General features: G+C 70.2%; 25 protein-coding genes and 1 pseudogene. 12 read left to right on the forward strand and 14 right to left on the reverse strand.

Going from position 1 to position 25,687, the window contains the following annotated elements; genetic code table 11:
- The first annotated feature begins 205 nt into the window (after positions 1 to 205).
- The 4 genes from ACFYWS_RS38190 (at position 206) to ACFYWS_RS38205 (ending at position 4,141) form a co-directional block, all read left to right on the forward strand.
- Entirely contained in the window at positions 206 to 1,243 is a 1,038-nt protein-coding gene (locus ACFYWS_RS38190) for an ABC transporter ATP-binding protein (RefSeq protein ID WP_389284193.1), read from the forward strand.
- Between the two features lies 1 nt (position 1,244).
- Complete coding sequence (locus ACFYWS_RS38195) at positions 1,245 to 2,015, forward strand: ABC transporter permease subunit (RefSeq protein WP_389284195.1); 771 nt, start codon at positions 1,245 to 1,247, stop codon at positions 2,013 to 2,015.
- A 135-nt stretch (positions 2,016 to 2,150) separates the two neighbouring features.
- Complete coding sequence (locus ACFYWS_RS38200) at positions 2,151 to 3,311, forward strand: ABC transporter ATP-binding protein (protein WP_389284197.1); 1,161 nt, start codon at positions 2,151 to 2,153, stop codon at positions 3,309 to 3,311.
- Positions 3,308 to 4,141, forward strand: coding sequence for an ABC transporter permease subunit (locus tag ACFYWS_RS38205; protein WP_389284198.1), 834 nt, complete (start codon positions 3,308 to 3,310; stop codon positions 4,139 to 4,141). Before ACFYWS_RS38200 ends, ACFYWS_RS38205 begins: the two co-directional genes overlap by 4 nt.
- A 29-nt stretch (positions 4,142 to 4,170) precedes the next feature.
- On the opposite strand, the gene ACFYWS_RS38210 is transcribed toward ACFYWS_RS38205, so the two are convergent.
- Complete coding sequence (locus ACFYWS_RS38210) at positions 4,171 to 4,512, reverse strand: ATP/GTP-binding protein (RefSeq protein ID WP_389284200.1); 342 nt, start codon at positions 4,510 to 4,512, stop codon at positions 4,171 to 4,173.
- 211 nt (positions 4,513 to 4,723) lie between these two features.
- Here ACFYWS_RS38210 and ACFYWS_RS38215 point away from each other — a divergent pair, with 211 nt between their 5' ends.
- Positions 4,724 to 5,758 carry an LLM class flavin-dependent oxidoreductase gene (locus ACFYWS_RS38215; RefSeq protein WP_389284202.1) on the forward strand — a complete coding sequence of 345 codons (1,035 nt, stop codon included), beginning with the start codon at positions 4,724 to 4,726 and terminating at the stop codon, positions 5,756 to 5,758.
- A gap of 93 nt (positions 5,759 to 5,851) precedes the next feature.
- Here the strand turns inward: ACFYWS_RS38215 and ACFYWS_RS38220 are convergent, their stop codons facing one another.
- Positions 5,852 to 6,244, reverse strand: coding sequence for an SCO5389 family protein (locus ACFYWS_RS38220; protein WP_389284204.1), 393 nt, complete (start codon positions 6,242 to 6,244; stop codon positions 5,852 to 5,854).
- Positions 6,245 to 6,542: 298 nt separating this feature from the next.
- Here ACFYWS_RS38220 and nucS point away from each other — a divergent pair, with 298 nt between their 5' ends.
- Complete coding sequence (gene nucS, locus ACFYWS_RS38225; RefSeq protein ID WP_389284206.1) at positions 6,543 to 7,214, forward strand: endonuclease NucS; 672 nt, start codon at positions 6,543 to 6,545, stop codon at positions 7,212 to 7,214.
- A gap of 124 nt (positions 7,215 to 7,338) precedes the next feature.
- Here the strand turns inward: nucS and ACFYWS_RS38230 are convergent, their stop codons facing one another.
- From ACFYWS_RS38230 to ACFYWS_RS38245, 4 genes are all read right to left on the reverse strand, one after another.
- The gene (locus tag ACFYWS_RS38230) at positions 7,339 to 9,807 is read right to left on the reverse strand and encodes an ATP-binding protein (RefSeq protein ID WP_389284207.1); all 2,469 of its coding nucleotides are present in this window, start codon (positions 9,805 to 9,807) and stop codon (positions 7,339 to 7,341) included.
- Between the two features lie 230 nt (positions 9,808 to 10,037).
- Positions 10,038 to 10,361: an STAS domain-containing protein gene (locus ACFYWS_RS38235; RefSeq protein WP_266714147.1), complete on the reverse strand. Its 324-nt coding sequence runs from the start codon at positions 10,359 to 10,361 to the stop codon at positions 10,038 to 10,040.
- A gap of 203 nt (positions 10,362 to 10,564) precedes the next feature.
- A complete protein-coding gene (locus ACFYWS_RS38240) occupies positions 10,565 to 11,416 on the reverse strand; it encodes a 3-hydroxyacyl-CoA dehydrogenase family protein (protein ID WP_389284209.1) in 852 nt (283 codons plus the stop codon).
- 169 nt (positions 11,417 to 11,585) lie between these two features.
- A complete protein-coding gene (locus ACFYWS_RS38245) occupies positions 11,586 to 12,104 on the reverse strand; it encodes a TetR/AcrR family transcriptional regulator (RefSeq protein WP_389284302.1) in 519 nt (172 codons plus the stop codon).
- Between the two features lie 215 nt (positions 12,105 to 12,319).
- On the opposite strand from ACFYWS_RS38245, the pseudogene ACFYWS_RS38250 reads away from it, so the two are divergent.
- The 3 genes and pseudogenes from ACFYWS_RS38250 to ACFYWS_RS38260 all read left to right on the forward strand — a co-directional run.
- Positions 12,320 to 12,973, forward strand: a pseudogene (locus ACFYWS_RS38250) (ABC transporter ATP-binding protein); the annotation flags it as partial.
- An 11-nt stretch (positions 12,974 to 12,984) separates the two neighbouring features.
- Positions 12,985 to 13,734: an ABC transporter permease gene (locus ACFYWS_RS38255; RefSeq protein ID WP_389284304.1), complete on the forward strand. Its 750-nt coding sequence runs from the start codon at positions 12,985 to 12,987 to the stop codon at positions 13,732 to 13,734.
- A 13-nt stretch (positions 13,735 to 13,747) separates the two neighbouring features.
- Positions 13,748 to 14,320 (forward strand): cob(I)yrinic acid a,c-diamide adenosyltransferase, encoded by a 573-nt coding sequence (locus ACFYWS_RS38260; protein WP_389284211.1) that lies wholly within the window; start codon positions 13,748 to 13,750, stop codon positions 14,318 to 14,320.
- Here ACFYWS_RS38260 and ACFYWS_RS38265 read toward each other — a convergent pair.
- The gene (locus ACFYWS_RS38265; RefSeq protein ID WP_389284212.1) at positions 14,317 to 14,868 is read right to left on the reverse strand and encodes a hypothetical protein; all 552 of its coding nucleotides are present in this window, start codon (positions 14,866 to 14,868) and stop codon (positions 14,317 to 14,319) included. The two genes, ACFYWS_RS38260 and ACFYWS_RS38265, sit on opposite strands and share 4 nt — an antisense overlap.
- A 349-nt stretch (positions 14,869 to 15,217) precedes the next feature.
- Here ACFYWS_RS38265 and ACFYWS_RS38270 point away from each other — a divergent pair, with 349 nt between their 5' ends.
- The 3 genes from ACFYWS_RS38270 to ACFYWS_RS38280 all read left to right on the forward strand — a co-directional run bounded on the left by ACFYWS_RS38270 (position 15,218) and on the right by ACFYWS_RS38280 (position 19,030).
- Positions 15,218 to 16,390: a sensor histidine kinase gene (locus ACFYWS_RS38270; protein WP_389284214.1), complete on the forward strand. Its 1,173-nt coding sequence runs from the start codon at positions 15,218 to 15,220 to the stop codon at positions 16,388 to 16,390.
- Entirely contained in the window at positions 16,387 to 17,034 is a 648-nt protein-coding gene (locus ACFYWS_RS38275) for a response regulator (protein ID WP_389284216.1), read from the forward strand. The genes ACFYWS_RS38270 and ACFYWS_RS38275 overlap by 4 nt, the downstream gene beginning before the upstream one ends.
- A 136-nt stretch (positions 17,035 to 17,170) precedes the next feature.
- The gene (locus ACFYWS_RS38280; protein ID WP_389284218.1) at positions 17,171 to 19,030 is read left to right on the forward strand and encodes a glycosyl hydrolase family 18 protein; all 1,860 of its coding nucleotides are present in this window, start codon (positions 17,171 to 17,173) and stop codon (positions 19,028 to 19,030) included.
- A gap of 65 nt (positions 19,031 to 19,095) precedes the next feature.
- On the opposite strand, the gene ACFYWS_RS38285 is transcribed toward ACFYWS_RS38280, so the two are convergent.
- The 7 genes from ACFYWS_RS38285 to ACFYWS_RS38315 all read right to left on the reverse strand — a co-directional run bounded on the left by ACFYWS_RS38285 (position 19,096) and on the right by ACFYWS_RS38315 (position 25,673).
- Positions 19,096 to 19,551, reverse strand: a complete 456-nt coding sequence (locus ACFYWS_RS38285; RefSeq protein ID WP_389284220.1) for a DUF2550 domain-containing protein — start codon at positions 19,549 to 19,551, stop codon at positions 19,096 to 19,098.
- Between the two features lie 160 nt (positions 19,552 to 19,711).
- Positions 19,712 to 20,086, reverse strand: a complete 375-nt coding sequence (locus ACFYWS_RS38290; RefSeq protein WP_266714129.1) for a F0F1 ATP synthase subunit epsilon — start codon at positions 20,084 to 20,086, stop codon at positions 19,712 to 19,714.
- A gap of 115 nt (positions 20,087 to 20,201) precedes the next feature.
- Positions 20,202 to 21,638, reverse strand: coding sequence for a F0F1 ATP synthase subunit beta (gene atpD / locus ACFYWS_RS38295; protein ID WP_389284222.1), 1,437 nt, complete (start codon positions 21,636 to 21,638; stop codon positions 20,202 to 20,204).
- The gene (locus tag ACFYWS_RS38300; protein ID WP_389284224.1) at positions 21,638 to 22,564 is read right to left on the reverse strand and encodes a F0F1 ATP synthase subunit gamma; all 927 of its coding nucleotides are present in this window, start codon (positions 22,562 to 22,564) and stop codon (positions 21,638 to 21,640) included. The genes atpD and ACFYWS_RS38300 overlap by 1 nt, the downstream gene beginning before the upstream one ends.
- A 20-nt stretch (positions 22,565 to 22,584) precedes the next feature.
- The gene (atpA, locus tag ACFYWS_RS38305; RefSeq protein WP_389284226.1) at positions 22,585 to 24,177 is read right to left on the reverse strand and encodes a F0F1 ATP synthase subunit alpha; all 1,593 of its coding nucleotides are present in this window, start codon (positions 24,175 to 24,177) and stop codon (positions 22,585 to 22,587) included.
- Positions 24,178 to 24,297: 120 nt separating this feature from the next.
- A complete protein-coding gene (locus ACFYWS_RS38310) occupies positions 24,298 to 25,119 on the reverse strand; it encodes a F0F1 ATP synthase subunit delta (RefSeq protein WP_389284228.1) in 822 nt (273 codons plus the stop codon).
- A complete protein-coding gene (locus ACFYWS_RS38315) occupies positions 25,116 to 25,673 on the reverse strand; it encodes a F0F1 ATP synthase subunit B (RefSeq protein WP_389284230.1) in 558 nt (185 codons plus the stop codon). Before ACFYWS_RS38315 ends, ACFYWS_RS38310 begins: the two co-directional genes overlap by 4 nt.
- Between the last annotated feature and the right edge of the window lie 14 nt (positions 25,674 to 25,687).

Genomic DNA, 25,687 nt, shown 5'->3' on the forward strand with positions numbered 1-25,687 from the left:
GGGGTGTTGCGCCCCGGGGGGGCGGGGGGCCCCCCCCCGGAGCGCAACCCCTCCCCGGGGCTGAGGCCGCGGGGCTCCGCCCCGCACCCCGCGCCTCAATCGCCGGCGGGGCTTGATTCGCCTCGCCGCACGCTACGGGCGGGCTTGATCGGCCCCCGGTCCCACTTAAGTGGCCGGGGGCTTTGTCACGTTCTAGCGTGGCCGCATGATCGAGCTCTCGGGGCTGACCAAGCGCTACGGCGAGAAGACAGCCGTGGACGACCTCACCTTCTCCGTCCGGCCAGGGATCGTCACCGGGTTCCTGGGCCCCAACGGCGCGGGCAAGTCCACCACGATGCGGATGATGCTCGGCCTCGACAACCCGACGGCGGGCGACGTCCGGATCGACGGCAAGCACTACGCCCAGCTGAAGGACCCGCTGCGCTACATAGGCGCGCTGCTGGACGCGAAGGCGATGCACGGCGGCCGCAACGCCTACAACCACCTCCTCTGTCTGGCGCAGTCCAACGGCATCCCCAAGAGCCGCGTGGACGAGGTGCTGGACACGGTCGGCCTCACGGCCGTGGCCCGTAAGAAGGCGAAGGGGTTCTCGCTCGGCATGGGGCAGCGGCTCGGCATCGCAGGCGCACTCCTCGGCGACCCGCGGATCCTGATGTTCGACGAGCCGGTCAACGGGCTCGACCCCGAGGGCATCCACTGGATCCGCAACCTGATGAAATCCCTCGCGACCGCGGGCCGTACGGTCTTCGTCTCCTCCCACCTGATGAGCGAAATGGCGCTCACCGCCGACCACCTGGTGGTCATCGGGCAGGGCCGCCTCCTTGCCGACATGTCGATGCCGGACTTCATCCGGCAGAACTCGCGCTCGTACGTCCGGCTGCGCTCGCCGCAGCGCGAGCGCCTGCTCGACGTGCTGCACCGGGCCGGCATCACGGTCGTGGAGTCCGGCGGCGCCCTTGAGGTGGACGGCCACCCCGCCGAGGAGCTCGGCGAGCTCGCCGCACGGAACCAGCTCGTCCTGCACGAACTGAGCCCGCAGCAGGCATCCCTGGAAGAGGCGTTCATGCAGCTGACGGCGGAGTCGGTGGAGTACCACGCGCACACGGACACACCGGAGCAGCAGAACCCGCAGGGCGGCCCTCAGGCCCCGCAGGCCCCGCAGAACCCGCAGAACCCACAGAGCCCGCCGCAGTCGGGCTGGGGTTCGAGCTGGAACCAAGCGAACCGAGAGAAGGGCGCCTGAGATGGCCGCGGCCCAGGTCCTCCGCTCCGAGTGGACCAAGATCAAATCGGTGAACTCGACGGCCTTCACGCTCGGCCTCGCGGTGCTCGTCTCCGTCGGCCTCGGCATGCTGATCAGCGCGTTCACCGGCAACGAGTTCGACAAGATGTCGACCGGGGACAAGCTGACCTTCGACCCGACCTTCATCTCCTTCTCCGGCCTCACCCTCGGCCAGCTCGCGATGCTGGTCTTCGGGGTCCTCGTGGTCGCGAGCGAGTACAGCACGGGCATGATCCGCACCTCGCTCGCGGCGGTACCGCAGCGCGGCACGTTCCTCTTCTCCAAGATCCTGGTCGCCGCGCTGCTCGCGCTCGTCGTCGCGCTGATCATCAGCTTCGCGTCGTTCTTCCTCGGCCAGCTGATGCTGGGCGATCACGGCACCGACCTGGGCGCCCCGAACGTGCTGCGCGCGGTGTTCGGCGCCGCCGTCTACATGACGCTGATGACGATGTTCTCCATGGGCGTCGCGGCGATGCTCCGCTCCCCCATGCTCTCGCTCGGCATCCTGATGCCGTTCTTCTTCCTGGTCTCGCCGATCCTCGGCAGCGTCTCGGCCACGAAGAAGGTCGCCCAGTACTTCCCCGACCAGGCGGGCCTGAAGGTCATGCAGGTGGTGGACCCGCCGAGCGACGACTCTCCGTACGGGCCGTGGGGCGGGCTCGCGATCCTGCTGGTGTGGGTGGCGGTGGCGCTGATCATCGGATACGTGCTGCTGAAGAAGCGGGACGCGTAGGAAAGGCCCCCGCCCCGCCCGACGCTCAACTCACTCTTGGCCGGAACCGTCAGCACACGTATACGCTCCTAACCCTTACGGGGGCGTCTGCCCCGACGTCCTGAAACTCTCAGAACCTTCCGATGGGTGCGGAGAATGATCGAGGCAGTCGGCCTGACGAAGCGCTATGGCGCGAAGACAGCCGTGTACAACCTTTCCTTCCAGGTGCGGCCGGGGACCGTGACCGGGTTCCTCGGGCCGAACGGCTCGGGCAAGTCCACGACCATGCGCATGATCCTCGGCCTCGACCGGCCGACCGCGGGCCATGTGACCATCGGCGGCTATCCGTACAACAAGCTCCCGAACGCGCCGCGCCAGGTCGGCGCGCTGCTCGACGCGAAGGCCGTGCACGGCGGCAGGACCGCCCGCAGCCATCTGCTGAGCCTGGCCCAGCTCTCCGGCATCCCGGCCCGCCGCGTCGACGAGGTGCTCGGCGTCGTCGGGCTTCAGGACGTCGCGAAGCGCCGCTCCAACGGGTTCTCGCTCGGCATGGGGCAGCGGCTCGGCATCGCCGCCGCGCTCCTCGGCGACCCGCAGGTGCTGCTCTTCGACGAGCCGGTCAACGGGCTCGACCCCGAGGGCATCCTCTGGGTCAGGAACCTGATGAAGACGCTCGCCGCCGAGGGGCGCACGGTCTTCGTCTCCTCGCACCTGATGAGCGAGATGGCGCTCACTGCCGAGCACCTGATCGTGATCGGGCGCGGGCAACTGCTCGCCGACATGAGCGTGCGGGACTTCATCGCGCACAACTCTGCCGGCTTCGCGCGGGTGCGCACCCCCGACAGCGAGCCGCAGCAGCGCGAGAAGCTCACGGCGTCGCTGACCGAGGCCGGCGGCCAGGTGATGCCCGAGCAGGACGGCGGGCTGCGCGTCACCGGCCTGACGCTGCCGCGCATCAGCGATCTGGCGCACGGCGCCGACGTACGGCTGTGGGAGCTGTCGCCGCACCAGGCCTCGCTGGAGGAGGCGTACATGCGGATGACGCAGGGCGCCGTCGACTACCGCTCGACCGCCGACCAGCGCACGGGTCTTCAGGAACCGGTGGCGCCGGGCATGATGCCGCCGCAGCAGATGCCGGTGCCGGGCCAGGGCCAGCCGGGCTGGTACGCCCCGCCGCCGCCCCAGGCGCCGGTCCAGCCGCCGGTCCAGCCGCCCGTCCAGCCGCCGGTTCAGCCCGTCGCGGACCAGAACCCGTACGCGACCCCGATGGCCCCGCCGGCCCCGCCCGCCCCGCCGATGGACAAGGACGCCCGATGAGCACGCCGCCCCCGCCCCTCGCCGCACCCGGCGTCTCGTACGCCTCGCCCATCCCGGCCCGCAAGGCGCACCTCGGCGACGCGCTCGCCTCGGAGTGGACGAAGATCCGTTCCGTGCGCTCCACGATGTGGACGCTGGGCGTGATGATCGTGCTGATGGTCGGCCTCGGTCTGGGCTCGGCCGCGGTGGTCGCCGCCGACGACGGCTCGTCGCCGAGCAGCAACCAGGTGCTCGGCCTCGGCTTCTTCGGCACGCTGCTCGGCACCATCTGCGTGATGACCCTCGGCGTCCTGACCATCGCGTCCGAGTACGGCACCGGCATGATCCGTACGACGATGACGGCCTGCTCCAGCCGGAGCCGGGTGCTCGCCGCCAAGGCGATCGTCTTCTTCCTGCTCGTCGCGGTGCTGACCACCGTGTTCGCCGCGCTCGTCGGGGCGCTCCAGGTGGGCATCGTGGGCGTGGACTCGCCCGAGGCCGGCACGTGGGCGAAGTCGACCTTCGGCGTCGGCCTGTTCGTCGCGCTGCTCGGCCTGCTGGGCCTCGCCGTCGGCACGCTCGTACGGCACTCGGCGGGCGCGATCACCATCATGGTCGGCGTCGTGCTGCTGCCGCTCGTCATGGCGATCTTCATGTTCTCGCAGTCGCTCAGGGACCTTCAGCAGGCGCTGCTCGAGTACTCGATCCCCAGCCAGCTCGCCGTGCTCTACGACAACTCGGTGACCGCGGGATCGGGCCCGACCGGCTGGCAACCGCTGTGGATCATGGCGGCGATCACCGCGGTGGCGCTCGGCGGCGCGTTCCTGTCGCTCAACAACCGCGACGTATAGGGGGCTTGGGGCCCACAAGCCCGGGCCCTTCAGTACCTCGGCGCGTTCCTGGACCGCTGCACCTTCGTGGTGCGGCGGTCCTTCGCGTTCCAGCACGCCTTGTGCCAGTGCCGGCGATCGTCCACTCCCCCGTACTCAGGCCAGGCCACGACATGGGCGACCCCAGAGGGGATCTGCTGGTCGCAGCCGGGGCAGCGGTACGTCTTCCCGGCCGCGCTCGCGCCCGCCACATGGCGCACACACCACTGATCGCCCTGCCAGCTCTCCGTGGACTGGAACCCGCCGTAGCGCCTCGCTTCGTCCCCACTGCTGGTGGACTCGCTGCTGCTGGACGATCCGCCTGCCTTGGGACGGTTGCGGCGCGGAGACACGTCTCACCTCGGGTTGTCTGAACGGAGCGGGAGGGCGTATCCAGCCTACGCCGACGGGTGGGGGGTACCCGGAGACCGTGCTGCGGGGACCTCGTCAAGACTTGCCGGAAAATCTGCCAATCTTCTTGGGAGGCCGTGTCCTTGGCACTTGCCAACCGTTATTGCCTTCAGGGGGAGTGCCCGCGTCGGCGCCAAGGAAGGCAGGAGTGCGATGCGTGTAGGGACGTTTGTACTGGCGGCCCAGTTTCCGGGCCAGGGGCAGGGAGAGGCACTGCACCGCGCGGTGCGGTCCGCCGAGGTCGCCGAAGAGGCGGGCCTCGACTCGGTGTGGCTCGCCGAGCACCACTTCGTGCCGTACGGGACCTGCCCCTCGGCCGTGACGCTGGCCGCGCTGCTGCTCGGCCGGACCAACACCCTGCGGGTCGGTACGGCGGTCAGTGTGCTGCCGACCGCGCACCCGGTCGCCCTCGGCGAGCAGGCGGCGTTGCTGCACGTCACATCCGGCGGCCGGTTCTCGCTCGGCGTCGGCAGGGGCGGGCCCTGGGTGGACCTGGAGGTCTTCGGGGCGGGCGTCGAGGCGTACGAGAAGGGGTTCCCGGAGTCCCTCGACCTGCTCCTCAAGTGGCTGCGGGACGAGCGCGTCGGCGGCGCCGGGGAGCGCTTCGCCTTCCGCGAGGTCCCGGTCGTTCCGCGCTCGACCGAGGCGATCGGCGGGGCGGCCCAGGAAGGGCCGGAAGTGATCGTTGCCTGTACGTCACCGAAGAGCGTGCGGCTCGCCGCCGAGCGGGGTCTGCCGATGCTGCTCGGCATGCACATCGGGGACGAGGAGAAGGCCGAGATGGTCGGCCTGTGGCGGCGCTGCGCGCGCGAGGCCGGGCGCTCGGTCGAGGAGATCTACGCGGCGGGGCACGTGTCCGCCGGTGTCGCCCAGATCGGTGACAGCGAGTCGGAGGCCGCGGAGACACTCCTGAAGGCGATGCCGGGCTGGCTGAAGCAGGGGCTTGACGCCCATGTGACGGTGGACGGCAGGGCGCGGACGATGCGCGACCCGCACGCGTACACCGAGCTGCTGTGCTCCCTGCACCCGGTCGGTACCCCGCAGTTGTGCGCCGACCGGCTCGCGGCCACATCGGAGCGGACGGGGATCACCCGGTTCGCCCTGCTCGTCGAGGGCTCGGGGGATCTCACGGCGACGGAGGAGAACGTGCGGCGCCTGGGAGCCGAGGTACTGCCGCAACTCGACTGAGGCTGTGGGTATTTCGCCTCGGCGCCCGCCGGCCCGTACAGATGCACCTCCCGCGTACGGGCCGACAGGCAAAGGCTGTTACGCCCTCAACGCTCAGCAGTCACGCAGTTCCGGTGACTGGTTGAGCAGCTGGTTGCGAGCCGAGGTGAAGCGGGCGAGCGTCTCGTCCACCGACGGGTCCTGCGGGAACACCGCGACCCGGTGGCAGTTCTGGAACGCGAGGCGGACACCGAAGTGCCGCTGCAGCGCCCCGCGTATCGCGTCACTCGCGAGCGCACGCAGAAGCTGTCCACGTGCCTGCTCGTCCGGGGGCGGCGTCTGGTTGTCGGCGAACGATCCGCCGTCGACCTTCAGCTGAGCCACCAGGGAGCTGATCATCTCCCATGCGTATGGCAGGGAGGTCCGGACGCAGTCGACGAAGTCCTTTTCGTCGACCTCGCCTCGCTCGGCCTGATCCAACAGTGCCGGTGAGACGTCGAGCGACATGGGTTCTCCTCTCGCACCCCCGGGGAGCGGGGGCTGACGGACAGGGCAGAAGTCCTCGGCACGCACGGGCCCGTGGAACACGCAGCGTGCACGCGCCGCGACCTCCTGTCTTCTACGGTAGGCAACGTGTCCGAACCGCAACAGGGCGTAGGGGTAATCGTTCGTACACAACCGGCCAATGGCGAACGCGTGCTTACTGGAATTAAAGGGGCGCACGGCAGGGGCTCGGGTAGGGCGGTGGGGGGAGACGGGAGGGAGAAGTGCATAGCCCGGTGGGGTTCGAGTAGCGTTGCCGACCATGCGTCTCGTCATCGCCCGTTGCTCCGTGGATTACGCGGGCCGGCTCACCGCCCACCTCCCGTCGGCGCCTCGCCTCATCCTCGTGAAGGCGGACGGCAGCGTCTCGATCCACGCGGACGACCGCGCCTACAAGCCCCTCAACTGGATGTCACCGCCCTGCACCCTGAAGGAGGGCAGCGGAGACGACGAGGGCAAGTGGACCGTCGTCAACAAGGCGGGTGAGAAGCTCATCATCACGATGGAGGAGATCCTCCACGACTCCTCGCACGAGCTCGGCGTGGACCCCGGCCTCATCAAGGACGGCGTCGAGGCCCACCTCCAGGAGCTGCTCGCCGACCGCATCGACACGCTCGGCGAGGGCTACACGCTCATTCGCCGCGAGTACATGACGGCGATCGGCCCGGTCGACATCCTGTGCCGGGACGGCGACGGGCAGACCGTGGCCGTCGAGATCAAGCGCCGTGGCGAGATCGACGGGGTCGAGCAACTCACGCGCTACCTGGAGCTGTTGAACCGGGATCCGCACCTCGCCCCGGTGCGGGGTGTCTTCGCGGCGCAGGAGATCAAGCCGCAGGCGCGGGTGCTCGCGGCGGACCGGGGTATCGGTTGCGCCGTGCTGGATTATGACGGGCTTCGGGGTATCGAGGACGACAAGCTGCGGCTCTTCTGAGGGTTGCGGGGGTCCGGGGTTGACGCCTCGGGGCTCCGCCCCGGACCCCGCGCCTCAAACGCCGGCGGGGCTTGGATGTCCCCCAGCCAACGCTGGGAGGTGCCCCCTGCCGGGCTGGGAAACCTCACATGACGGAGCCGCTTCCGCTCGGTGTCGTCGTGATCGGGCCGCTTGCCGTGTCCGACGTGTCCGGGGTCGTCGGCGGGGCCGTCGTCGTCGGAGTGGTGGACGTCGGCGGCGGCTCGCTCGTCGGCGGGGGCGTCGTCGGAGGCGTAGTAGGCGGCTTCGTCGGGGACTTGGTCGGCGATTTCGTCGGGGACTTCGTGGGCGACTTGGTCGGCGACTTCGTCGGGTCGTCCGGGGTCTTGGAGCCGCTCGGCGTACCGGAGGGCTTCCCGCTCGCACCGCTCGACGAAGTCGGGTCGTCCGCCGTGCCGAGGACGCCGTCCTCACCCGGGTCGGTCGGCGCCGCGCTCGTCCTGCCGTCGCCGCCGCCCGCCTCGTCGGCTCCGAGGTCTCCGCCGTTCTCCCCCGCCGTCGCCGACGGTTTCGTGTCGACCTTGTCCGACGGCGGGTCGTCGTTGCCCGACGTGGCGCCGAGCGTGACGACCGTGCCGAGCACCGCCGCGAGCAGCGCGCCCGCGCCCGCCGCCACCATGTTGCGCCGGGCTCCGCCGGCCACCGATGTGCGTGAGGGCGCCTTGCCTCCGACGACGGTCGGGGCGGGCGGCGTGGGAGCGGCGGCCTTGCGGGTCACCAGGGTGTCGGGCTCGCTCGGCGGCGCTTCGGACTGTGCGTACGCGGGGACTCCGCCGGGCGGCGAGGCCGACTCCTCGTACATCGCGTCCGGGACCTCCTCCCCCGCCGCCGTACGCCCGCCGGGCAGCGCGCCGCCCGAGCGGTCGGCGACCAGGGCGAGGGCCCGGCGCCCGGCGATCGTGCCGCGCTTGTCGGCGACGGCGCCGCGCAGCGCGATGGAGGCCTCCAGCTCGACGCGGGCCCGGTCCAGCTGCCCGCCGAGGAGCGCGAGGATGCCCAACTCGTGGTGGAAGTACGCCTCTTCGGCAACCTGCCCGGTGGCGCGCGCCGCTTCGAGGCCCGCCCTGAGCGCGCGCTCCCACGCGCTCCAGGCGAGCCCGGCGGCGAAGGCGGGCGCGGCCGCGCGGGCCAGCTCCACGGACGCGTCGAGGGCCGTCGTCGCCGCGAGAGCGGCCAGCACCGCGTCGGACTCCGCGGCCACCCGCTCGGGCCCCACCGACGGGTGCGCGGCCCACCAGGCGTAGTGCTGGGCGGCGGTGCGCCCGCGTCCGGCGGAGTCTGCGCCGTAGCCCGCGGTCTCCAATTGCTGCCGTACTCCGGCCGCGAGGCGGTAGCGGCCGCCGACCGGGGTGACGAGCGCGGAGGAGACGAGTTCGGCGAGGGCCGCGTCGGCGTGCGTGTCACCGACGAGCGCCGGCAGATGCGCCTGGTGCGGGATCTCGCCGCCGAGCGCGACCGCGAACTCCAGCGTGGCGCGCGCGGACGCGCCGAGCCGGGACGCGAGCAGCGCGGCGGGCGCCGCGGCCTCGGCGAGCGCGGGCAGCGGCACGTCGTGCCCGTCTGCGTCGAAGGGCGCGTCGATCGGTGCCGCGTCGGGACCCTCGTAGTACCCGAACGCGTCGAACGCCTCGGGGTCGGAGCGGAGTCGGTCGCGCTGCCGGAGCAGGGCGCCAGCCTGTACGAAGCGCAGCGGCAGGCCCTCGGACTCGAACCAGAGGTCGGCGGCCCACTGCGCCTCCTCGTCGGTGAGCACCCGGCCGACGGCCCGCTCCAGGAGCTCCTGTCCGCCACCGCGGCCGAGCCCCGCCAGGAAGACCTCCTCGACGTGCGAGTCGGCCGACGGCGCCGGTACGTCGGGCGTCGCGGACAGCAGGAAGGCGCACTCGGGTGTCGCTTCGAGGAGTTCGTCGAGCGCGGCGCCGCCGAATTCGAGGTCGTCGAGGACGACGACGGCGCCGATGTCGTGGACGAGTTCGAGCAGCAGCGCGCGGTCGGGGCGGTGCAGCGGCGCCTTGTGGATCGCGCCGAACAGGTCGTACAGCAGGTCGTCCACGGAGCGCCGGTGGCCGCAGAGGCGGATGACGCCTTCGGGCGCGATGTCGGCGCAGTCCTGGGCGATCTGGTCGAGCAGCGCCGTGCGCCCGGAGCCCGCGGGCCCTGTGAGCCGTACGGAGCGGCCGCGCGCCAGGAGCCGCACCAGGCGCTCGCGCTCCTCCTGCCGCTCCAGGAGCGGCAGTTGCGGCTGCGCGGGGCCGGGCGGCAGCGGAGGCCGGGCGGCGCGGGTGAGCGCCGCACGCTCCGTGGCGTCGTACTTGGCGGGCCGGCCCGGGCGCTCGCCGGGCGGGCAGGGTTCGATCTCGCTGCCGTCGACGGGATTGACGGTCAGCAGGTGGTCGCCCGAGACGAGTCGCACGGTGCGGGCGAGCGCGGGTGACGCCTGGCCGTAGTCGGGCGTCAGGGGATCGCGGGGCGGGCGCTGGCGTGCTCCGCCGCTCCCCGCCCCGTCGTGCCTTTCCTGGCTGGAATCTTCCGGTCCCCGGTTCATCGGGTCCATCGTCAAAGCCCCCCAAAAGCGTGATGCGCCGCTTGCCCCTCCCGGCCTGTGCGCACCGCGCTGTCGCTTGGCTCAGTATCTACGAAGCCGGGAGGTACCGCGCCGCCCGAGACGTCACAGTCTCGTGAGGATTGTCGGCGGTTCCCGCCGGAATGACTGGTTCACCCCTTCCGGGGTCATACCTTCCGGTTCAGCCGCGCGGCTCCCGGCCGTGCGCGCGGCCTTCCGCCTCAGACGCGCGGCAGGGACTCGACGCCGATGCCACCTTCGATGGCCAGGATCCGGTGCAGTCTGGTGGCGACGAGCAGGCGCTGCATCTGGGGCGGTACGCGGCGCAGCACGAGCCTGCGTCCGCAGCGGCCCGCTCGGCGGTGGGCGCCCATGATGACGCCGAGGCCCGTCGCGTCCCAGGAGTCGAGTTCGGACAGGTCGAGCACCAGGTCGCCGATTCCGTCATCGACGGCGGTGTGCAGGACCGAACGGGCGTCCGCCGCGCTGCGGACGTCGAGGCGGCCCCCGACGACCAGCTCGACGTGGTCGCCCCTGATGTACATATGCGCTCCCCGTGGGAAATACAGAAGTGCTCGGCGTGGTCGGAGTACGCGACTGCTTCTGAGCCGGTACTCAGCTGTTCATGTGATCCGGGTGATCTGGGTATGTCACTGCAACTGACGTGCCGAGGAGGCCGAAAGTTGCCGTCTGTAAGCGAACCGATACCGAATTCACCCCGAGGGGTGACATGGCATCAGCTGTACGGTCAAGCGTGCTTGTAAAAGCCCTGCCCGCTCTTGCGGCCGATGTCACCGGCGTCCACCATCCGGCGCATCAGCTCCGGCGGCGCGAACTTCTCGTCCTGCGACTCGGTGTAGATGTTCTCGGTCGCGTGCAGCAGGATGTCGACGCCCGTCAGGTCGGCGGTGGCGAGCGGCCCCATCGCGTGCCCGAAGCCCAGCTTGCAGGCGACGTCGATGTCCTCGGCGGTGGCGACCCCCGACTCGTACAGCTTCGCGGCCTCGACGACGAGGGCGGAGATGAGGCGGGTCGTCACGAACCCGGCGACGTCCCGGTTCACCACGATGCAGGTCTTGCCGACGGACTCGGCGAACTCCCGCGCCGTGGCGAGTGTTTCGTCGCTCGTCTTGTAGCCGCGCACCAGCTCGCACAGCCGCATCATCGGCACGGGTGAGAAGAAGTGCGCGCCGACGACGCGCTCCGGGTGTGCGGTCGCCGCCGCGATCTTGGTGATCGGGATGGCCGAGGTGTTCGAGGCGAGCACGGTGTCGTCCCGCACGATCTTGTCGAGCGCGCGGAAGATCTCGTGCTTGACCTCGAGCTTCTCGAAGACGGCCTCGACGACGACGTCCGCGTCGGCGGCGGCGTCCAGGTCGGTGGTCGCGGTGATGCGGCCGAGCGCGGCCTCGGCATCGGCGGCGTCGAGCTTCCCCTTGCCGACGAACTTCTCGTACGAGGCCTTGATGCCGTCGGTGCCGCGCGTGAGCGCTTCGTCGGTGACGTCGCGCAACACGACGTCCCAGCCCGCCTGGGCGGAGACCTGCGCGATGCCCGACCCCATGAGGCCGGCTCCGATGACGGCGAGCTTCCCTGCCACGTACGTCCCCTAACCGCGCGTCCCGCGCGACCGCATTACCGCTGTTTACGTTGCTCTCCGGCGGACACTAGCGCCAGTGAGCGGCCTCGTGACCGCTAAGAGATGCGCGTCACGTCCCACATGACGGACATCACACCGGCGCGACCCGGTGATCGATCATCCATGGTCATCAGGCGTCACGGACGGCGTAGTTGAGCACCTTCTCGCTCAGAAGTTCTTCCATCACGTCGAGCATCTCGCGGGAGACCTCGGCGGGGGTGCCGCCCTCGACCATCCGGCGTCCGATGCCCGCCATGGCGGTCTGGTGGACCCAGCCGATCTGACCCGCGATCAGGTCCGGCAGCGGGTCGTCCGCCGCGGCGCCGGTCTCCTCACGCAGTGTCTCCACGAGGTTGTCGTGGACCTCCTGCTGGATGGCCCACAGCCGGGAGCGCAGGGCCGGGGCGGCGTGCACCACGCGCATGAACTCGCTGTAGCCGTCCATGAGCCCGACGCGCGGCGAGACCGACTCGACCTCCTCGCGCAGCTCGCGCAGCACGGCCGCCGCCGCGGACTCCCCCGCGCCCCGGCCGCGCACCCAGCGGGACATCCGGTCGACGACGCCGGAGGCCCGGTCGAGGAACAGGTCCTCCTTCGCCGGGCTGCATCTCCCGGGGGCCAACCCCCGGACCCCCGGCCGGGCAAGCAGGCCACCCGGCGCGGCCGGAGGCGTCACCCGCGCCTCCGGTGGGCGAGCGTTCACGGAGCGACCTCAGCCTCCGAAGCGCGAGGGAACGTCTCGGCAGGGCAGCAGTGTGGCCCCGCCACGGCCTCAGCCAGGCCCCACCCGCCAACACCCCCGCCGTTCGAAACCCGACACCTCATGGCCGGCCCGCGCCTGCCACCCGCTCCCCGGAGGCCCTCGCGGGCAAGACCACGACCCTGCGGATGCTCACCACACTGCTCACGCCCACCGGCGGCGCGGCCACCGTCGCGGGGCACGACCTGGCGAACGACCCGGCGGGCGTACGGAGCGCGGTCGGTTACGTCGCGCAGTCCGGCGGCGTCGACCCGGGCGTCTCCGTGCGCGAGGAACTCGTCACACAGGGCCGCTTGTACCGCCTGACGAAGCATCAAGCGACCGACAGGGCAAAGGAATTGGCGGCCGACCTGGGGCTCACCGACCTCCTGGACCGCAAGACCGGCGCGCTCTCCGGCGGTCAGCGGCGCCGCCTCGACATCGCGATGGGGCTCACCCACCGGCCGCAGGTGCTCTTCCTCGACGAGCCGACGACCGGGCTCGACCCCGCCAGCCGCGCCGACCTGTGGGACCTGGTCCGCCGGCTGCGCGCCGAACACGGCACGACCGTCTTCCTCACCACGCACTACCTCGACGAGGCGGACGCGCTCGCGGACCGCGTCGTCGTCGTGGACAAGGGAGTCGTGGTGGCCGACGGCACGCCGAGCGCGCTGAAGCTGGCGCACGGCGGGTCGATCGACGCGACGCTCCAGGACGCCTTCCTGGCGATCACCGGACGCGGTCCCGCGCCCGTGGACACGACCCCGGTGGCGGTGTGAGCGCGATGAGGATCCTGATCTCCGACACGTCCCTGATCTTCGGGCGCTACGCCCGCCAGACCCTCTCCTCCCGGTTCCAGATGCTCTTCGGCATCCTGATGCCGCTGCTGTATCTGGTGCTCTTCGGGCCGCTGCTCACCGGCCTCCCGCTCGGCACGAACGGCAGCTCCTGGCAGGTACTCGTCCCCGGACTGCTGCTCCAACTCGGCCTGTTCGGGGCCGCTTTCAGCGGTTTCGGCATCATCGTCGAGAAGAACTACGGCGTGGTGGAGCGGATGCAGGTCACGCCCGTGAGCCGGCTCGCGCTGCTGCTCGGCCGTGTGCTGCGCGACACCGCGCTGTTCGCCTTCCAGGCCGTGCTGCTCGTGCTCGCCGCGCTCGCGATGGGCCTGCGGGCGCCGCTCGCGGGCATCCTGATCGGCTTCGCCTTCGTGGCGCTCCTGACCGTCTCCCTGGCCTCGCTGTCGTACGCGCTCGCCTTCAAGGCACGTACACCGCAGGAGTTCGGGCCCGTGATCAACGCGGTCACCATGCCGTCGATGCTGCTGTCGGGCCTGATGCTGCCGATGGCGCTCGCGCCCGGCTGGCTGGACGCGCTGTCGCACGTCATGCCGCTGCGCTATCTGGTGGACGCGATGCGGGACGCGTACGTCGGCCACTACGCGACGGCGAACATGCTCTACGGGGTGCTGGTCGCGCTCGCCTTCGCGGCGCTCGCCGTGACGGTCGGCACACGCGGCTTCCGGCGGGCCGCCGCGTAACTAGGGTGGTCGCATGGTCAATCTGACGCGTATCTACACCCGTACCGGAGACAAGGGCAGCACCGCCCTCGGCGACATGAGCCGCACCGCCAAGACCGATCTGCGGATCTCGGCGTACGCGGACGCCAACGAGGCCAATGCCGTCATCGGCACGGCCATCGCACTCGGCGGCCTCGACGAGGAGGTGGCGAAGGTGCTCGTGCGGGTGCAGAACGACCTGTTCGACGTCGGCGCCGACCTGTCGACTCCCGTCGTCGAGAAGCCCGAGTTCCCGCCGCTGCGCGTCGAGCAGTTCTACGTCGACAAGCTGGAGGCGGACTGCGACCACTTCAACGATCAGCTGGAGAAGCTGCGGTCCTTCATCCTGCCGGGTGGCACCGCGGGTGCCGCGCTCCTGCACCAGGCGTGCACGGTCGTACGGCGGGCGGAGCGCTCGACGTGGGCCGCGCTGGAGGTCCACGGCGAGTCGATGAACCCGCTCACCGCGACCTACCTGAACCGCCTCTCCGACCTCCTGTTCATTCTTGCCCGCATCGCGAACAAAGAGGTCGGGGACGTCTTGTGGGTACCCGGAGGCGAGCGCTAACCCTTGTTCGCCGTCAGGGCGGGGGCCTTCTTCGGGAAGACCGTGTAGCCCAGCGCGATGATCACGTTGAGCGCGATCAGGAAGAGCATCTTCTCCTGCCACACGGTCAGGGAATCGGTCGCCCCGCCCTCGCCGACGTACCAGATCGCGCCCTGCAGCAGCCCGATCGCGATGACCGCGGCGAGGATCCAGCGGGCGGCCAGTTTCCACTCGTGGATCGCGCGCGGCATCCCGTACTTGGGGGTCGACGGCGGCGGGCCGCCCGCGAAGCGGTGGGCGACGCGGACGTCGGCCCACTTGATGGTGTAGTGGCCGAGCGCGACGGAGTAGCCGATGTAGACGGCGGCGAGGCCGTGCTTCCAGTCGGGTTCGGCGCCGTTCTTGAGGTCGATGGCCGTGACGACGAACAGCACGACCTCCAGAAGTGGCTCGCAGAGCAGCACGGCCACGCTCGCGCGCGGCATCCTGGCCCAGTAGCGCAGGGCGAGGCCCCCGGCCAGCAGCACCCAGAAGCCGACCTCGCAGGCGACGATCAGCGTGACGATCACGACGGACTCCTCTCGTTCCCCGCTTCAAGGCTCCCTGCCGCGCGGCGCGTGATCGTCGTCGTACATGACGAAGTGGGACTGCATCCTTCGATGTAGTGGCGCCTGTCCCCCGCTCGTCCCGCCGCACCATGGCTAGGGCCCTTCTGACGGATCTTGCTGGAGTCGCGGGCCCTGGCACGCGCATCTGCGGCGTTGTCGTCGGTTGCCAACGCTCCGCGTTGACGCCCTCCTCCGCCTTGCACCTGCACGCACCAGACCCCACTCGCCGGAACCGGCCATTGCGGCCACCCGGATCCAGCCTGATCCGTCAGAAGGGCCCTAGGCCGCTCCGGCCGTGTTGGATGGGGGCATGCAGGCCGCCGCTTCCCTCCGTCCGCACCGCGACGACGTGCGCATCGCCGTCGGCGGGCTGCTCGGCGGGCTCGCGCTGTGGGGCATCGGCCTCGGGATGAACTCGGGGCGCGTCTTCGACGGCGACTGGCTGCTCGTCCCGCTCGTCGTCATGGCGGCCCTGGAACTGCTGCGCCGCACCCGGCCCCGGTTCGCGGTCATCGTCGGCACGGTCACCGTGATCGCCGACCAGTTCACGCAGGGCAGCCTGGCGACGATCCTGATGTTCACGGACCTGATGTACGCGGGCGCGCTGTACGGGACGCCGGCCGCCGCGCGCCGCCTCCCCGTGGTCACCGGCCTGCTCACGGTCGCCGTCACGCTCGGGTTCCTGGCGTGGCTGCGGCAGCCGGAGGCCATCCTGATCGGCGTCGCGACCGGGCTCGTCTCGTTCGGCCCCGCCGCGACCGGCCTGCTGGTGCGCGGCCACCGCGAGGCCGCGCAGACGGAGCGGCTGCGGGCCGGGCAGACCGCGCTGCTCGCCGAGCTCGACCGGACGCAGGCGGTGACCGCGGAGCGCGCGCGGATGGCCCGCGAGCTGCACGACATGGTGGCGAACCACCTCTCGGCGATCGCGATCCACTCCACGGCCGCGCTGTCCCTCGACGATCCGGACACCACGCGTACGGCGCTGAAGACGATCCGCGAGAACAGCGTCGACGGCCTCGCCGAGATGCGCCGCCTCATCGGCATCCTGCGGGACCCGGGCGATGACCCCGAACCGGTCGCCGCGCCCACCCTGGCGGGCCTCGGCGCCCTCGTCGAGCAGTCCCGTGCGAACGGGCTGGACGTCCGGCTGACCGTGTCCGGAGCGGTCACCGACCTGCCGGCGCCGGTCGAGCTCGCCGCCTACCGCATCGTCCAGGAATCCCTCACGAACGCGCTCAAGCACGCGGCGAAGGGCCTGGTCACGGTGGCCGTCGACCGCTCCGACGAACGCGTCGAGGTCCGGGTCCACAGCCCGTACGGTGACCGGGACGGGCCGCGCGCGCCGGGTTCCGGGGCCGGACTCGTCGGGATGCGGGAGCGGGCGGCGCTGCTCGGCGGCACGTTCGAGGCGGGGCCCGACGCCCCGGGCGGCAAAGTCTGGCGGGTGTGCGCCCGCCTCCCCCTGGAAGGAGTCACCGAGTGATCCGCGTACTCGTCGCCGAGGACCAGTCCGCCGTGCGGTCCGGGCTGGTCCTCATCCTGAACAGCGCGCCCGACATCGAGGTCGTCGGCGAGGCGGAGGACGGCGAGCGGGCGGTGGAACTGGCCCGGGAGCTGCGGCCCGACCTGGTCCTGATGGACGTACAGATGCCGCGGCTCGACGGCGTTTCGGCCACGCGGACGGTGGTCGCGGAGGGGCTCGCGGACGTGCTGGTCCTGACCACCTTCGACCTCGACGCGTACGTGTTCGGGGCGCTGCGCGCGGGCGCGGCCGGGTTCCTGCTCAAGAACACGGACGCGAAGGATCTGCTGTCGGCCGTCCGCACGGTCTCCCGGGGCGAGGGCCTGATCGCGCCGGCGGTCACCCGCCGCCTGATCGCCGAGTTCGCGCGGCCCTCCGAGGGCGAACCTGCCGACGCTCCACCGGAGTTGGAGACCCTCACGCGCCGGGAGCGGGAGGTGCTCGACCGGCTGGGCGACGGCCTGTCCAACGCGGAGATCGCGGACCGGCTCGACATGGCCGAGGCCACGGTGAAGACCCATGTCAGCCGTCTGCTGGGCAAGTTGAATCTGCGCAGCCGGGTGCAGGCTGCCGTGCTGGCGCGGGAAGTTGGCCGAAAGCCGTGATTGGTTTAGACCTTGACCGCTGGTCCAGACCTTTCTATTCTCGCCGCACTGCGGTGAGCACACCCCCCACTCCGGTGCTCATGGGCGTCGCAGGGTTCCACCCCCTTACGAACCCCGGACCTCCCTAGGAGCACCGATGCACCCGACCGACCTCCCCAGAAAGAGACTCCGGCACAGAGCGACCGCCGCACTCGCGACCCTCGCCCTCCCCGCCGCCGCCCTCGTCGGCCTCGCCACCCCCTCCCACGCCGCCGCCGAGGCCACCACCGTCACCGCCACGTACGCCAAGACCCAGGACTGGGGCAACGGCTTCGAGGGCAAGTGGACGATAAAGAACTCCGGGACCACCACGGTGAACTCGTGGAACGTCCAGTGGGACTTCCCCTCCGGTACGAAGGTGACCTCGGCCTGGGACGCGACCGTCACCAACTCCGCCGACCACTGGACCGCCAAGAACCTCTCCTGGAACGGGTCGCTCGCCCCCGGCGCCTCGGTCTCCTTCGGCTTCAACGGCACCGGCTCCGGCGCCCCCACCGGCTGCAAGCTCAACGGCGCCTCCTGCGACGGCGGCGACGTCCCCGGCGACGCGGCCCCCTCCGCACCGGGCACCCCGACCGCCTCCGGCGTCACCGACACCTCCGCCAAGCTGTCCTGGCCGGCCGCCACCGACGACAAGGGCGTCAAGAACTACGACGTGCTGCGCGACGGCGCCAAGGTCGCGACGGTGACCGGCACTTCGTACACCGACACGGGCCTGAGCGCGGGCACCGACTACTCGTACACGGTGCAGGCCCGAGACACCGCCGACCAGACGGGACCCGTGTCCGGCGCGGTGAAGGTCCACACCACTGGCGGCGGCACCGACCCGGGGCCCGGCCCCGGCTCCAAGGTGAACCTGGGCTACTTCACCAACTGGGGCGTGTACGGCCGCCAGTACTACCCGAAGAACCTGGAGACCTCCGGGTCGGCCGCCAAGGTCACCCACATCAACTACGCCTTCGGCAACGTCCAGGGCGGCAAGTGCACCATGGGCGACGCCTACGCCGACACCGACATGGCGTACACGGCCGCCAACTCCGTCTCCGGGCAGGCCGACACCTGGGACCAGCCGCTGCGGGGCGCCTTCAACCAGCTGCGCCAGCTGAAGGCCAAGAACCCCAACCTCAAGATCCTCTGGTCCTTCGGCGGCTGGACCTGGTCCGGTGGCTTCGGTGAGGCCGCGAAGAACCCGGCCGCGTTCGCCGACTCCTGCTACAAGCTGGTCGAGGACCCGCGCTGGGCCGATGTCTTCGACGGCATCGACATCGACTGGGAGTACCCGAACGCGTGCGGCCTGAGCTGTGACACGTCCGGCCAGGACGCGCTCAAGAAGCTGTCGACGGCGCTGCGTTCGAAGTTCGGCTCGCAGAACCTGGTCACGGCGGCGATCACGGCCGACGCCTCCGCCGGCGGCAAGATCGAGAAGAACGACTACGCGGGAGCGGGCCAGTCCTTCGACTGGTACAACGTCATGACGTACGACTTCTTCGGCGCCTGGGCCGCGAAGGGCCCGACGGCCCCGCACTCGCCCCTCAACTCGTACTCCGGCATCCCGCAGCAGGGCTTCACCTCCGCCGAGGCGATCGCCAAGCTGAAGGCGCAGGGCGTCCCCGCGAGCAAGCTGTTGCTGGGCATCGGCTTCTACGGCCGCGGCTGGACCGGCGTCACGCAGAAGGAGCCGGGCGGCACGGCGACAGGGCCCGCCGCGGGCACGTACGAGCAGGGCATCGAGGACTACAAGGTCCTCAAGACCAAGTGCCCGTCGAACGGCACGGTGGCCGGGACGGCCTACGCGCACTGCGGCTCCGACTGGTGGTCCTACGACACACCGGCGACGATCGGCTCGAAGATGTCGTGGGCCAAGTCGCAGGGCCTGGGCGGCGCGTTCTTCTGGGAGTTCTCCGGAGACACGTCCAACGGCGAACTGGTCACGGCCATCAACTCCGGCCTGAAGTAGCCACCCCCTGAAACCGAAGCCGGGCCTACGGGAACGCCCCCCGTGAGCCCGGCTTCTTCAGTGCCTCACGCCACATTCACCCGCTGGCCGGGAGGCGCCGCCTCCAGCCACGCCAGGAAACCGGTCAGCGCGTCCTCGCTCATGGCCAGTTCGAGCCGGGTCCCGCGGTGCGTACACGCGAGGACGATCGCGTCGGAGAGGAGCGCGAGCTCCTCCTCGCCCTCCGGGGCCCGCCGGCCGGTGACCTCGATCGCCGCCCGCTCCAGGACCCGCTTGGGACGGGGCGCGTACGAGAAGACGCGGAACCACTCGATCCGGTCGCCGTTGTAGCGGGCGATCCCGTAGCCCCACCCTTTGCCGGACACGTCGGCCGCATCGGGCGCCGGCGCGTCCCAGCGCAGCGAGCAGTCGAACGTACCGCCGGAGCGCTGGATGAGCCGACGACGCACGCCGAAGGCGACAAGCCCCACCACGACGAGTACGACGATCGCGACCACGCACAGCACGGATGCGAGGACCATCTGCACCGACCTCCTCGCTTCTCGACCGATCAGGCGCCGAATGCCTGATAACGGAACAGCAAAAACAGCAACTACCGGTAGATCGCCTCAGCCGCGACCCGGTCCGGAGATCATCTCCGGCCTGGGCCGCGGCTGAGGTACATCATGTGGCTCGCTGGATTCAGCGCGCCGCCACCGTACGAAGTCGCACGTCGGCGCGACGCTCGGCGGACGCGTCAGCGTCCGACTTCGCGCGCTCCAGCGCCCGCTCCGCCCGCTGGGCGTCGATCTCGTCCGACAGCTCGGCGATCTCGGCCAGCAGGGACAGCTTGTTGTCGGCGAACGAGACGAAACCGCCGTGGACAGCCGCCACGACCGTTCCCCCGTCCGTCGTACGGATCGTCACAGGGCCCGACTCCAGCACACCGAGCAGCGGCTGGTGACCGGGCATGACGCCGATGTCGCCGGACGTGGTACGCGCGACGACCAGGGTGGCCTCGCCGGACCAGACACTGCGGTCCGCGGCGACGAGCTCGACGTGCAGCTCAGCAGCCAAGGTGGGCTCCTCGGGTCACCACCCGGCGGCACTCGCTGCCGGGTGTCGGTTCAAAGTCTAGTGGGCGATGCGGGAGGACCGGGACACGCCCCGGTCCTCCCTGTGAGCACGGGGCTCAGGAGACGCCGAGCTCCTTGGCGTTGGCCTTGAGGTCCTCAATGCCACCGCACAGGAAGAACGCCTGCTCCGGGAAGTGGTCGTAATCGCCGTCGATGATCGCGTTGAAGGCCGTGATCGACTCGTCCAGCGGGACGTCCGACCCGTCGACGCCGGTGAACTGCTTGGCGACGTGGGTGTTCTGGGACAGGAAGCGCTCCACGCGACGGGCACGGTGGACGGTGAGCTTGTCCTCCTCGCCCAGCTCGTCGATACCGAGGATCGCGATGATGTCCTGAAGGTCCTTGTACTTCTGGAGGACCGTCTTGACGCGCATGGCCGTGTTGTAGTGGTCCGCCGCGATGTAGCGGGGGTCCAGGATGCGGGACGTCGAGTCCAGCGGGTCCACGGCCGGGTAGATGCCCTTCTCGGAGATCGGACGGGAAAGCACCGTCGTCGCGTCGAGGTGGGCGAAGGTCGTCGCCGGGGCCGGGTCGGTCAGGTCGTCCGCGGGCACGTAAATGGCCTGCATGGACGTGATCGAGTGACCACGGGTCGACGTGATGCGCTCCTGGAGGAGACCCATCTCGTCGGCCAGGTTCGGCTGGTAACCCACGGCCGAGGGCATGCGACCCAGCAGGGTCGAGACCTCGGAACCGGCCTGCGTGAAGCGGAAGATGTTGTCGATGAAGAACAGCACGTCCTGCTTCTGGACGTCGCGGAAGTACTCCGCCATCGTCAGACCCGCGAGGGCCACGCGCAGACGGGTGCCCGGCGGCTCGTCCATCTGACCGAAGACAAGCGCGGTCTTGTCGATGACGCCCGACTCGGACATCTCCTCGATGAGGTCGTTGCCCTCACGCGTGCGCTCGCCGACACCGGCGAACACGGAGACACCGTCGTGGTTGTTGGCGACGCGGTAGATCATCTCCTGGATGAGCACCGTCTTGCCGACACCGGCACCACCGAACAGGCCGATCTTTCCACCCTTGACGTACGGGGTGAGAAGGTCGACGACCTTGATGCCGGTCTCGAACATCTCGGTCTTCGACTCGAGCTCGTCGAAGTTCGGAGCCTTGCGGTGGATACCCCAGCGCTCGCCGGTGTACTGCTCGTCGGAGTTCAGCACCTCACCAAGGGTGTTGAACACCTTGCCCTTGGTGAAGTCGCCGACGGGCACCGTGATGGAGGCGCCGGTGTTGGTGACCGGGGCCTGGCGGACCAGACCGTCGGTGGGCTGCATGGAGATGGCGCGGACCAGGCCGTCACCGAGGTGCTGGGCGACCTCGAGCGTCAGGGTCTTCTTCTCGCCGTCCTTCGCCGGGTCCGCGACCTCGACGTGCAGGGCGTTGTAGATGTCCGGCATCGCGTCGACGGGGAACTCCACGTCGACGACCGGGCCGATCACCCGGGCGACGCGGCCCGTGGCAACGGCCGTCTCAACAGTGGTGGTCATTACTTGTCACTCCCCGCGGTCGCGTCGGCCAGGGCGCTGGCGCCACCGACGATCTCGCTGATTTCCTGGGTGATTTCGGCCTGGCGGGCCGCGTTGGCAAGTCGGGAGAGGTTGTTGATCAAGTCTCCCGCGTTGTCGGTCGCCGACTTCATCGCGCGGCGGGTGGCGGCGTGCTTGGAAGCAGCCGACTGGAGCAGCGCGTTGTAGATCCGGCTCTCGACGTAGCGCGGCAGCAGGGCGTCGAGGACGTCCTCCGCCGACGGCTCGAAGTCGTACAGCGGAAGGATCTCGTCGCCCTTACCGGACGCCTTCGACTCCTCCGCCACTTCCTCGAGGCTGAGCGGCAGCAGCCGGCCGTCGATGGCCGTCTGCGTCATCATCGAGACGAACTCGGTGTAGACGATGTGGAGTTCATCCACGCCGCCCTCCGCCGTCTCCTTCTCGATGGCCTCGATCAGCGGCGCCGCGACCTTCTTGGCGTCCGCGTACGTGGGCTCGTCGGTGAAGCCCGCCCACGACTCCGCGACCTTGCGCTCGCGGAAGTTGTAGTGGGCCAGACCGCGGCGGCCGACGATGTACGTGTCGACCTCCTTGCCCTCGGCCTCAAGGCGCGCCGTCAGCTGCTCGGCGGCCTTGATCGCGTTCGCGTTGAAGGCGCCGGCCAGACCGCGGTCGCTGGTGAGCAGCAGAACCGCGGAGCGGGTCGGCGTCTCGGCCTCGGTCGTCAGCGGGTGCTTGGTGTTCGACCCCGTCCCCACCGCCGTGACCGCGCGCGTGAGCTCGGTCGCGTACGGCGTGGAGGCCGCCACCTTGCGCTGCGCCTTGACGACGCGCGAGGCAGCGATCATCTCCATCGCCTTGGTGATCTTCTTGGTCGCGGTGACGGATCGGATGCGACGCTTGTAGACCCGGAGCTGGGCTCCCATGAGTCAGGTCCCTTCCGTCGTCACTTACCGGCAGCTGCCGGGGCGTCCTCGCCGAGAAGCTTCCCGTCCGAGGTCTCGAACTGCTTCTTGAACTCGGCGACGGCCTCGGCGACAGCCTGGATGGTGTCGTCCGACATCTTGCCGCCCTCCTTGATGGAGGTCATGAGGCCCTGCTCCTTGCGGTGCAGGTACTCCTGGAGCTCCTTCTCGAAGCGGCGGATGTCGGCGACCGGCACCTCGTCCATCTTGCCGGTGGTGCCGGCCCAGATGGAGACGACCTGGTCCTCGGTGGCCATCGGCTGGTATTGAGCCTGCTTGAGCAGCTCGACCAGACGCTGACCGCGCTCCAGCTGCGACTTCGACGCGGCGTCCAGGTCGGAACCGAAGGCGGCGAACGCCTCCAGCTCGCGGTACTGGGCCAGGTCGAGACGCAGTCGGCCGGAGACCTGCTTCATGGCCTTGTGCTGGGCGGAACCACCCACACGCGAGACCGAGATACCGACGTTCAGGGCCGGACGCTGGCCGGCGTTGAACAGGTCGGACTCCAGGAAGCACTGGCCGTCGGTGATGGAGATGACGTTGGTCGGAATGAACGCCGACACGTCGTTCGCCTTCGTCTCGACGATCGGCAGACCCGTCATCGAACCGGCGCCCATCTCGTCCGAGAGCTTCGCGCAGCGCTCGAGCAGACGCGAGTGCAGGTAGAAGACGTCACCCGGGTAGGCCTCGCGCCCCGGCGGGCGGCGGAGCAGCAGGGACACGGCGCGGTAGGCGTCGGCCTGCTTCGAGAGGTCGTCGAAGATGATGAGGACGTGCTTGCCCTCGTACATCCACTGCTGGCCGATGGCCGAGCCGGTGTACGGCGCCAGGTACTTGAAGCCGGCCGGGTCGGACGCCGGGGCGGCGACGATGGTCGTGTACTCCAGCGCGCCGGCCTCTTCGAGGGCGCCGCGCACGGAGGCGATGGTGGAACCCTTCTGACCGACGGCGACGTAGATGCAGCGGACCTGCTTCTTCGGGTCGCCGGTGCGCCAGTTGTCACGCTGGTTGATGATCGTGTCGACGGCCAGGGCGGTCTTGCCGGTCTGGCGGTCACCGATGACCAGCTGACGCTGACCACGGCCGACGGGGGTCATCGCGTCGACGGCCTTGTAGCCGGTCTCCATCGGCTCGTGCACCGACTTGCGGTCCATGACCGTGGGGGCCTGCAGCTCGAGGGCGCGGCGGCCGGTCGTCTCGATCTCGCCGAGACCGTCGATCGGGTTGCCGAGCGGGTCGACGACGCGGCCGAGGTAGCCCTCGCCGACGCCGACGGACAGGACCTCACCGGTACGGCTGACCGGCTGGCCCTCCTCGATACCGCTGAACTCGCCGAGGACGACCGCACCGATCTCGCGCTCTTCCAGGTTCAGCGCGAGGCCGAGGGTGCCGTCCTCGAACTTCAGCAGTTCGTTGGCCATGGCCGAGGGAAGACCCTCGACCTTCGCGATACCGTCGCCGGCGACGGTGACCGTACCGACCTCCTCGCGCGAGGCCGCGTCCGGCTTGTACGCCTGGACAAAGTTCTCCAGCGCGTCCCGGATCTCCTCCGGCCGGATCGTGAGCTCCGCCATCTGGGTTCCCTGCTCTCCTTGTTGGGCCCGAAGTGTTCTTGGGGGGTCTGGGGTCAGCCCCCAGGAATCCTCTGCACGGCCCAACTAGGGCCGTAGTCGTACGTATTGAGCTTGTTGCGGTCAGCCGGCCATACGGCGGCCGGCCTCCTCGATGCGGTCCGCGATGGAGCCGTTGATGACCTCGTCGCCCACCTGCACCTTGATCCCGCCGAGGACCGAGGGGTCCACGTCCAGGTTCAGGTGCATCTGACGCCCGTAGAGCTTCGCCAGGGACGCACCCAGGCGCTGCTTCTGCGCGTCGCTCAGCGGGACCGCCGTGGTGACGACCGCCACCATGCGCTCGCGACGCTCCGCGGCGAGCTTGGAGAGGGACTCGAGTCCCGCTTCCAGGCTACGTCCACGCGGCGCGGTCACAAGACGGCCGACGATCCGCTCGGTGGCGGACTTGGCCCGACCGTCGAGCAGCTGCTTCACGAGGTCGCCCTTGGCCGAGGCCGAGGCCGTCTTGTCGGTCAGTGCGGCGCGCAGCTCGGTGTTGGAGGAGACGATCCGGCCGAACCGGAACAGCTCGTCCTCGACGTCGTCGAGTTCACCGCTCTTCTGCGCCGCGGTCAGGTCCGCGGTGTTGGCCAGCTCCTCCAGGGAGTCGACCAGGTCGCGGGAGGCCGACCACCGGGAGCGGACCAGGCCGGACACCAGGTCGACGGTCTCGCCGCCCACCTGGCCTCCCAGCAGCCGGCTCGCGAGCTCGGCCTTGGCCTCACCGGCCTGCGCCGGGTCGGTCAGGACCCGTCGCAGGCTGACCTCGCGGTGCAGCAGCGCGGTCACCGAGGCCAGGTCGCCTGCGAGCGCCTTGGCGTCGACCGAGGTGTTGTCGGTCAGCGCGTCCAGACGCTCACGCGCGGCGACGAGGGCCTCGCGGCTCGCTCCGTGGGCGGTCATCGTGCAGCCTCTGCCTTCGTCGCGGTCTCGTCGAGGCCGTCGAGGAAGCGGTCGATCGTGCGCGACTGCCGGGCGGAGTCCTCGAGGGACTCGCCGACCAGCTTGCCGGCCAGGTCGGTGGCCAGCAGGCCCACGTCCTGACGCAGCGCCTGAGCGGCGGCCTTGCGGTCGGCCTCGATCTGCGAGTGACCGGCGGCGATGATCTCCTCACGCTGCCGCTGGCCTTCCGCACGCATCTCGGCGATGAGCGAGGCACCCTGCTCCTGCGCCTCCTGGCGCAGCCGCGCGGCCTCGTGCCGGGCCTCGGCGAGCTGAGCCTTGTACTGCTCGAGCACGCTCTGGGCCTCGGTCTGGAGAGCCTCGGCCTTCTCGATACCGCCTTCGATCTTCGCGTGGCGCTCTTCCAGCGTCTTGTTGATACGCGGAAGGAGCTTCTTGGCGAAGACGAAGAAGACGATGGCGAAGGCAAGGGTGCCAATGAGCAGCTCAGGGCCGGGGGGCACGAGCGGGCTCTGCTCCTCCTCGGCCGCCAGCTGTACCAGGTTGGCGATCACATCAGTGCCTTTCG

Source organism: Streptomyces sp. NPDC002795, assembly GCF_042888725.1.
Classification (GTDB): Bacteria; Actinomycetota; Actinomycetes; order Streptomycetales; family Streptomycetaceae; genus Streptomyces.

What these genes read in the sequence shown, in the direction of transcription:
- ACFYWS_RS38190 (WP_389284193.1), top strand. Translation starts at nt 206, where the DNA reads ATGATCGAGCTCTCGGGGCTGACCAAGCGCTACGGCGAGAAGACAGCC.
- ACFYWS_RS38195 (WP_389284195.1), top strand. Translation starts at nt 1,245, where the DNA reads ATGGCCGCGGCCCAGGTCCTCCGCTCCGAGTGGACCAAGATCAAATCG.
- ACFYWS_RS38200 (WP_389284197.1), top strand. Translation starts at nt 2,151, where the DNA reads ATGATCGAGGCAGTCGGCCTGACGAAGCGCTATGGCGCGAAGACAGCC.
- ACFYWS_RS38205 (WP_389284198.1), top strand. Translation starts at nt 3,308, where the DNA reads ATGAGCACGCCGCCCCCGCCCCTCGCCGCACCCGGCGTCTCGTACGCC.
- ACFYWS_RS38215 (WP_389284202.1), top strand. Translation starts at nt 4,724, where the DNA reads ATGCGTGTAGGGACGTTTGTACTGGCGGCCCAGTTTCCGGGCCAGGGG.
- ACFYWS_RS38220 (WP_389284204.1), bottom strand. Translation starts at nt 6,244, where the DNA reads ATGTCGCTCGACGTCTCACCGGCACTGTTGGATCAGGCCGAGCGAGGC.
- nucS (WP_389284206.1), top strand. Translation starts at nt 6,543, where the DNA reads ATGCGTCTCGTCATCGCCCGTTGCTCCGTGGATTACGCGGGCCGGCTC.
- ACFYWS_RS38230 (WP_389284207.1), bottom strand. Translation starts at nt 9,807, where the DNA reads ATGGACCCGATGAACCGGGGACCGGAAGATTCCAGCCAGGAAAGGCAC.
- ACFYWS_RS38235 (WP_266714147.1), bottom strand. Translation starts at nt 10,361, where the DNA reads ATGTACATCAGGGGCGACCACGTCGAGCTGGTCGTCGGGGGCCGCCTC.
- ACFYWS_RS38260 (WP_389284211.1), top strand. Translation starts at nt 13,748, where the DNA reads ATGGTCAATCTGACGCGTATCTACACCCGTACCGGAGACAAGGGCAGC.
- ACFYWS_RS38270 (WP_389284214.1), top strand. Translation starts at nt 15,218, where the DNA reads ATGCAGGCCGCCGCTTCCCTCCGTCCGCACCGCGACGACGTGCGCATC.
- ACFYWS_RS38280 (WP_389284218.1), top strand. Translation starts at nt 17,171, where the DNA reads ATGCACCCGACCGACCTCCCCAGAAAGAGACTCCGGCACAGAGCGACC.
- ACFYWS_RS38285 (WP_389284220.1), bottom strand. Translation starts at nt 19,551, where the DNA reads ATGGTCCTCGCATCCGTGCTGTGCGTGGTCGCGATCGTCGTACTCGTC.
- atpD (WP_389284222.1), bottom strand. Translation starts at nt 21,638, where the DNA reads ATGACCACCACTGTTGAGACGGCCGTTGCCACGGGCCGCGTCGCCCGG.
- ACFYWS_RS38300 (WP_389284224.1), bottom strand. Translation starts at nt 22,564, where the DNA reads ATGGGAGCCCAGCTCCGGGTCTACAAGCGTCGCATCCGATCCGTCACC.
- atpA (WP_389284226.1), bottom strand. Translation starts at nt 24,177, where the DNA reads ATGGCGGAGCTCACGATCCGGCCGGAGGAGATCCGGGACGCGCTGGAG.
- ACFYWS_RS38310 (WP_389284228.1), bottom strand. Translation starts at nt 25,119, where the DNA reads ATGACCGCCCACGGAGCGAGCCGCGAGGCCCTCGTCGCCGCGCGTGAG.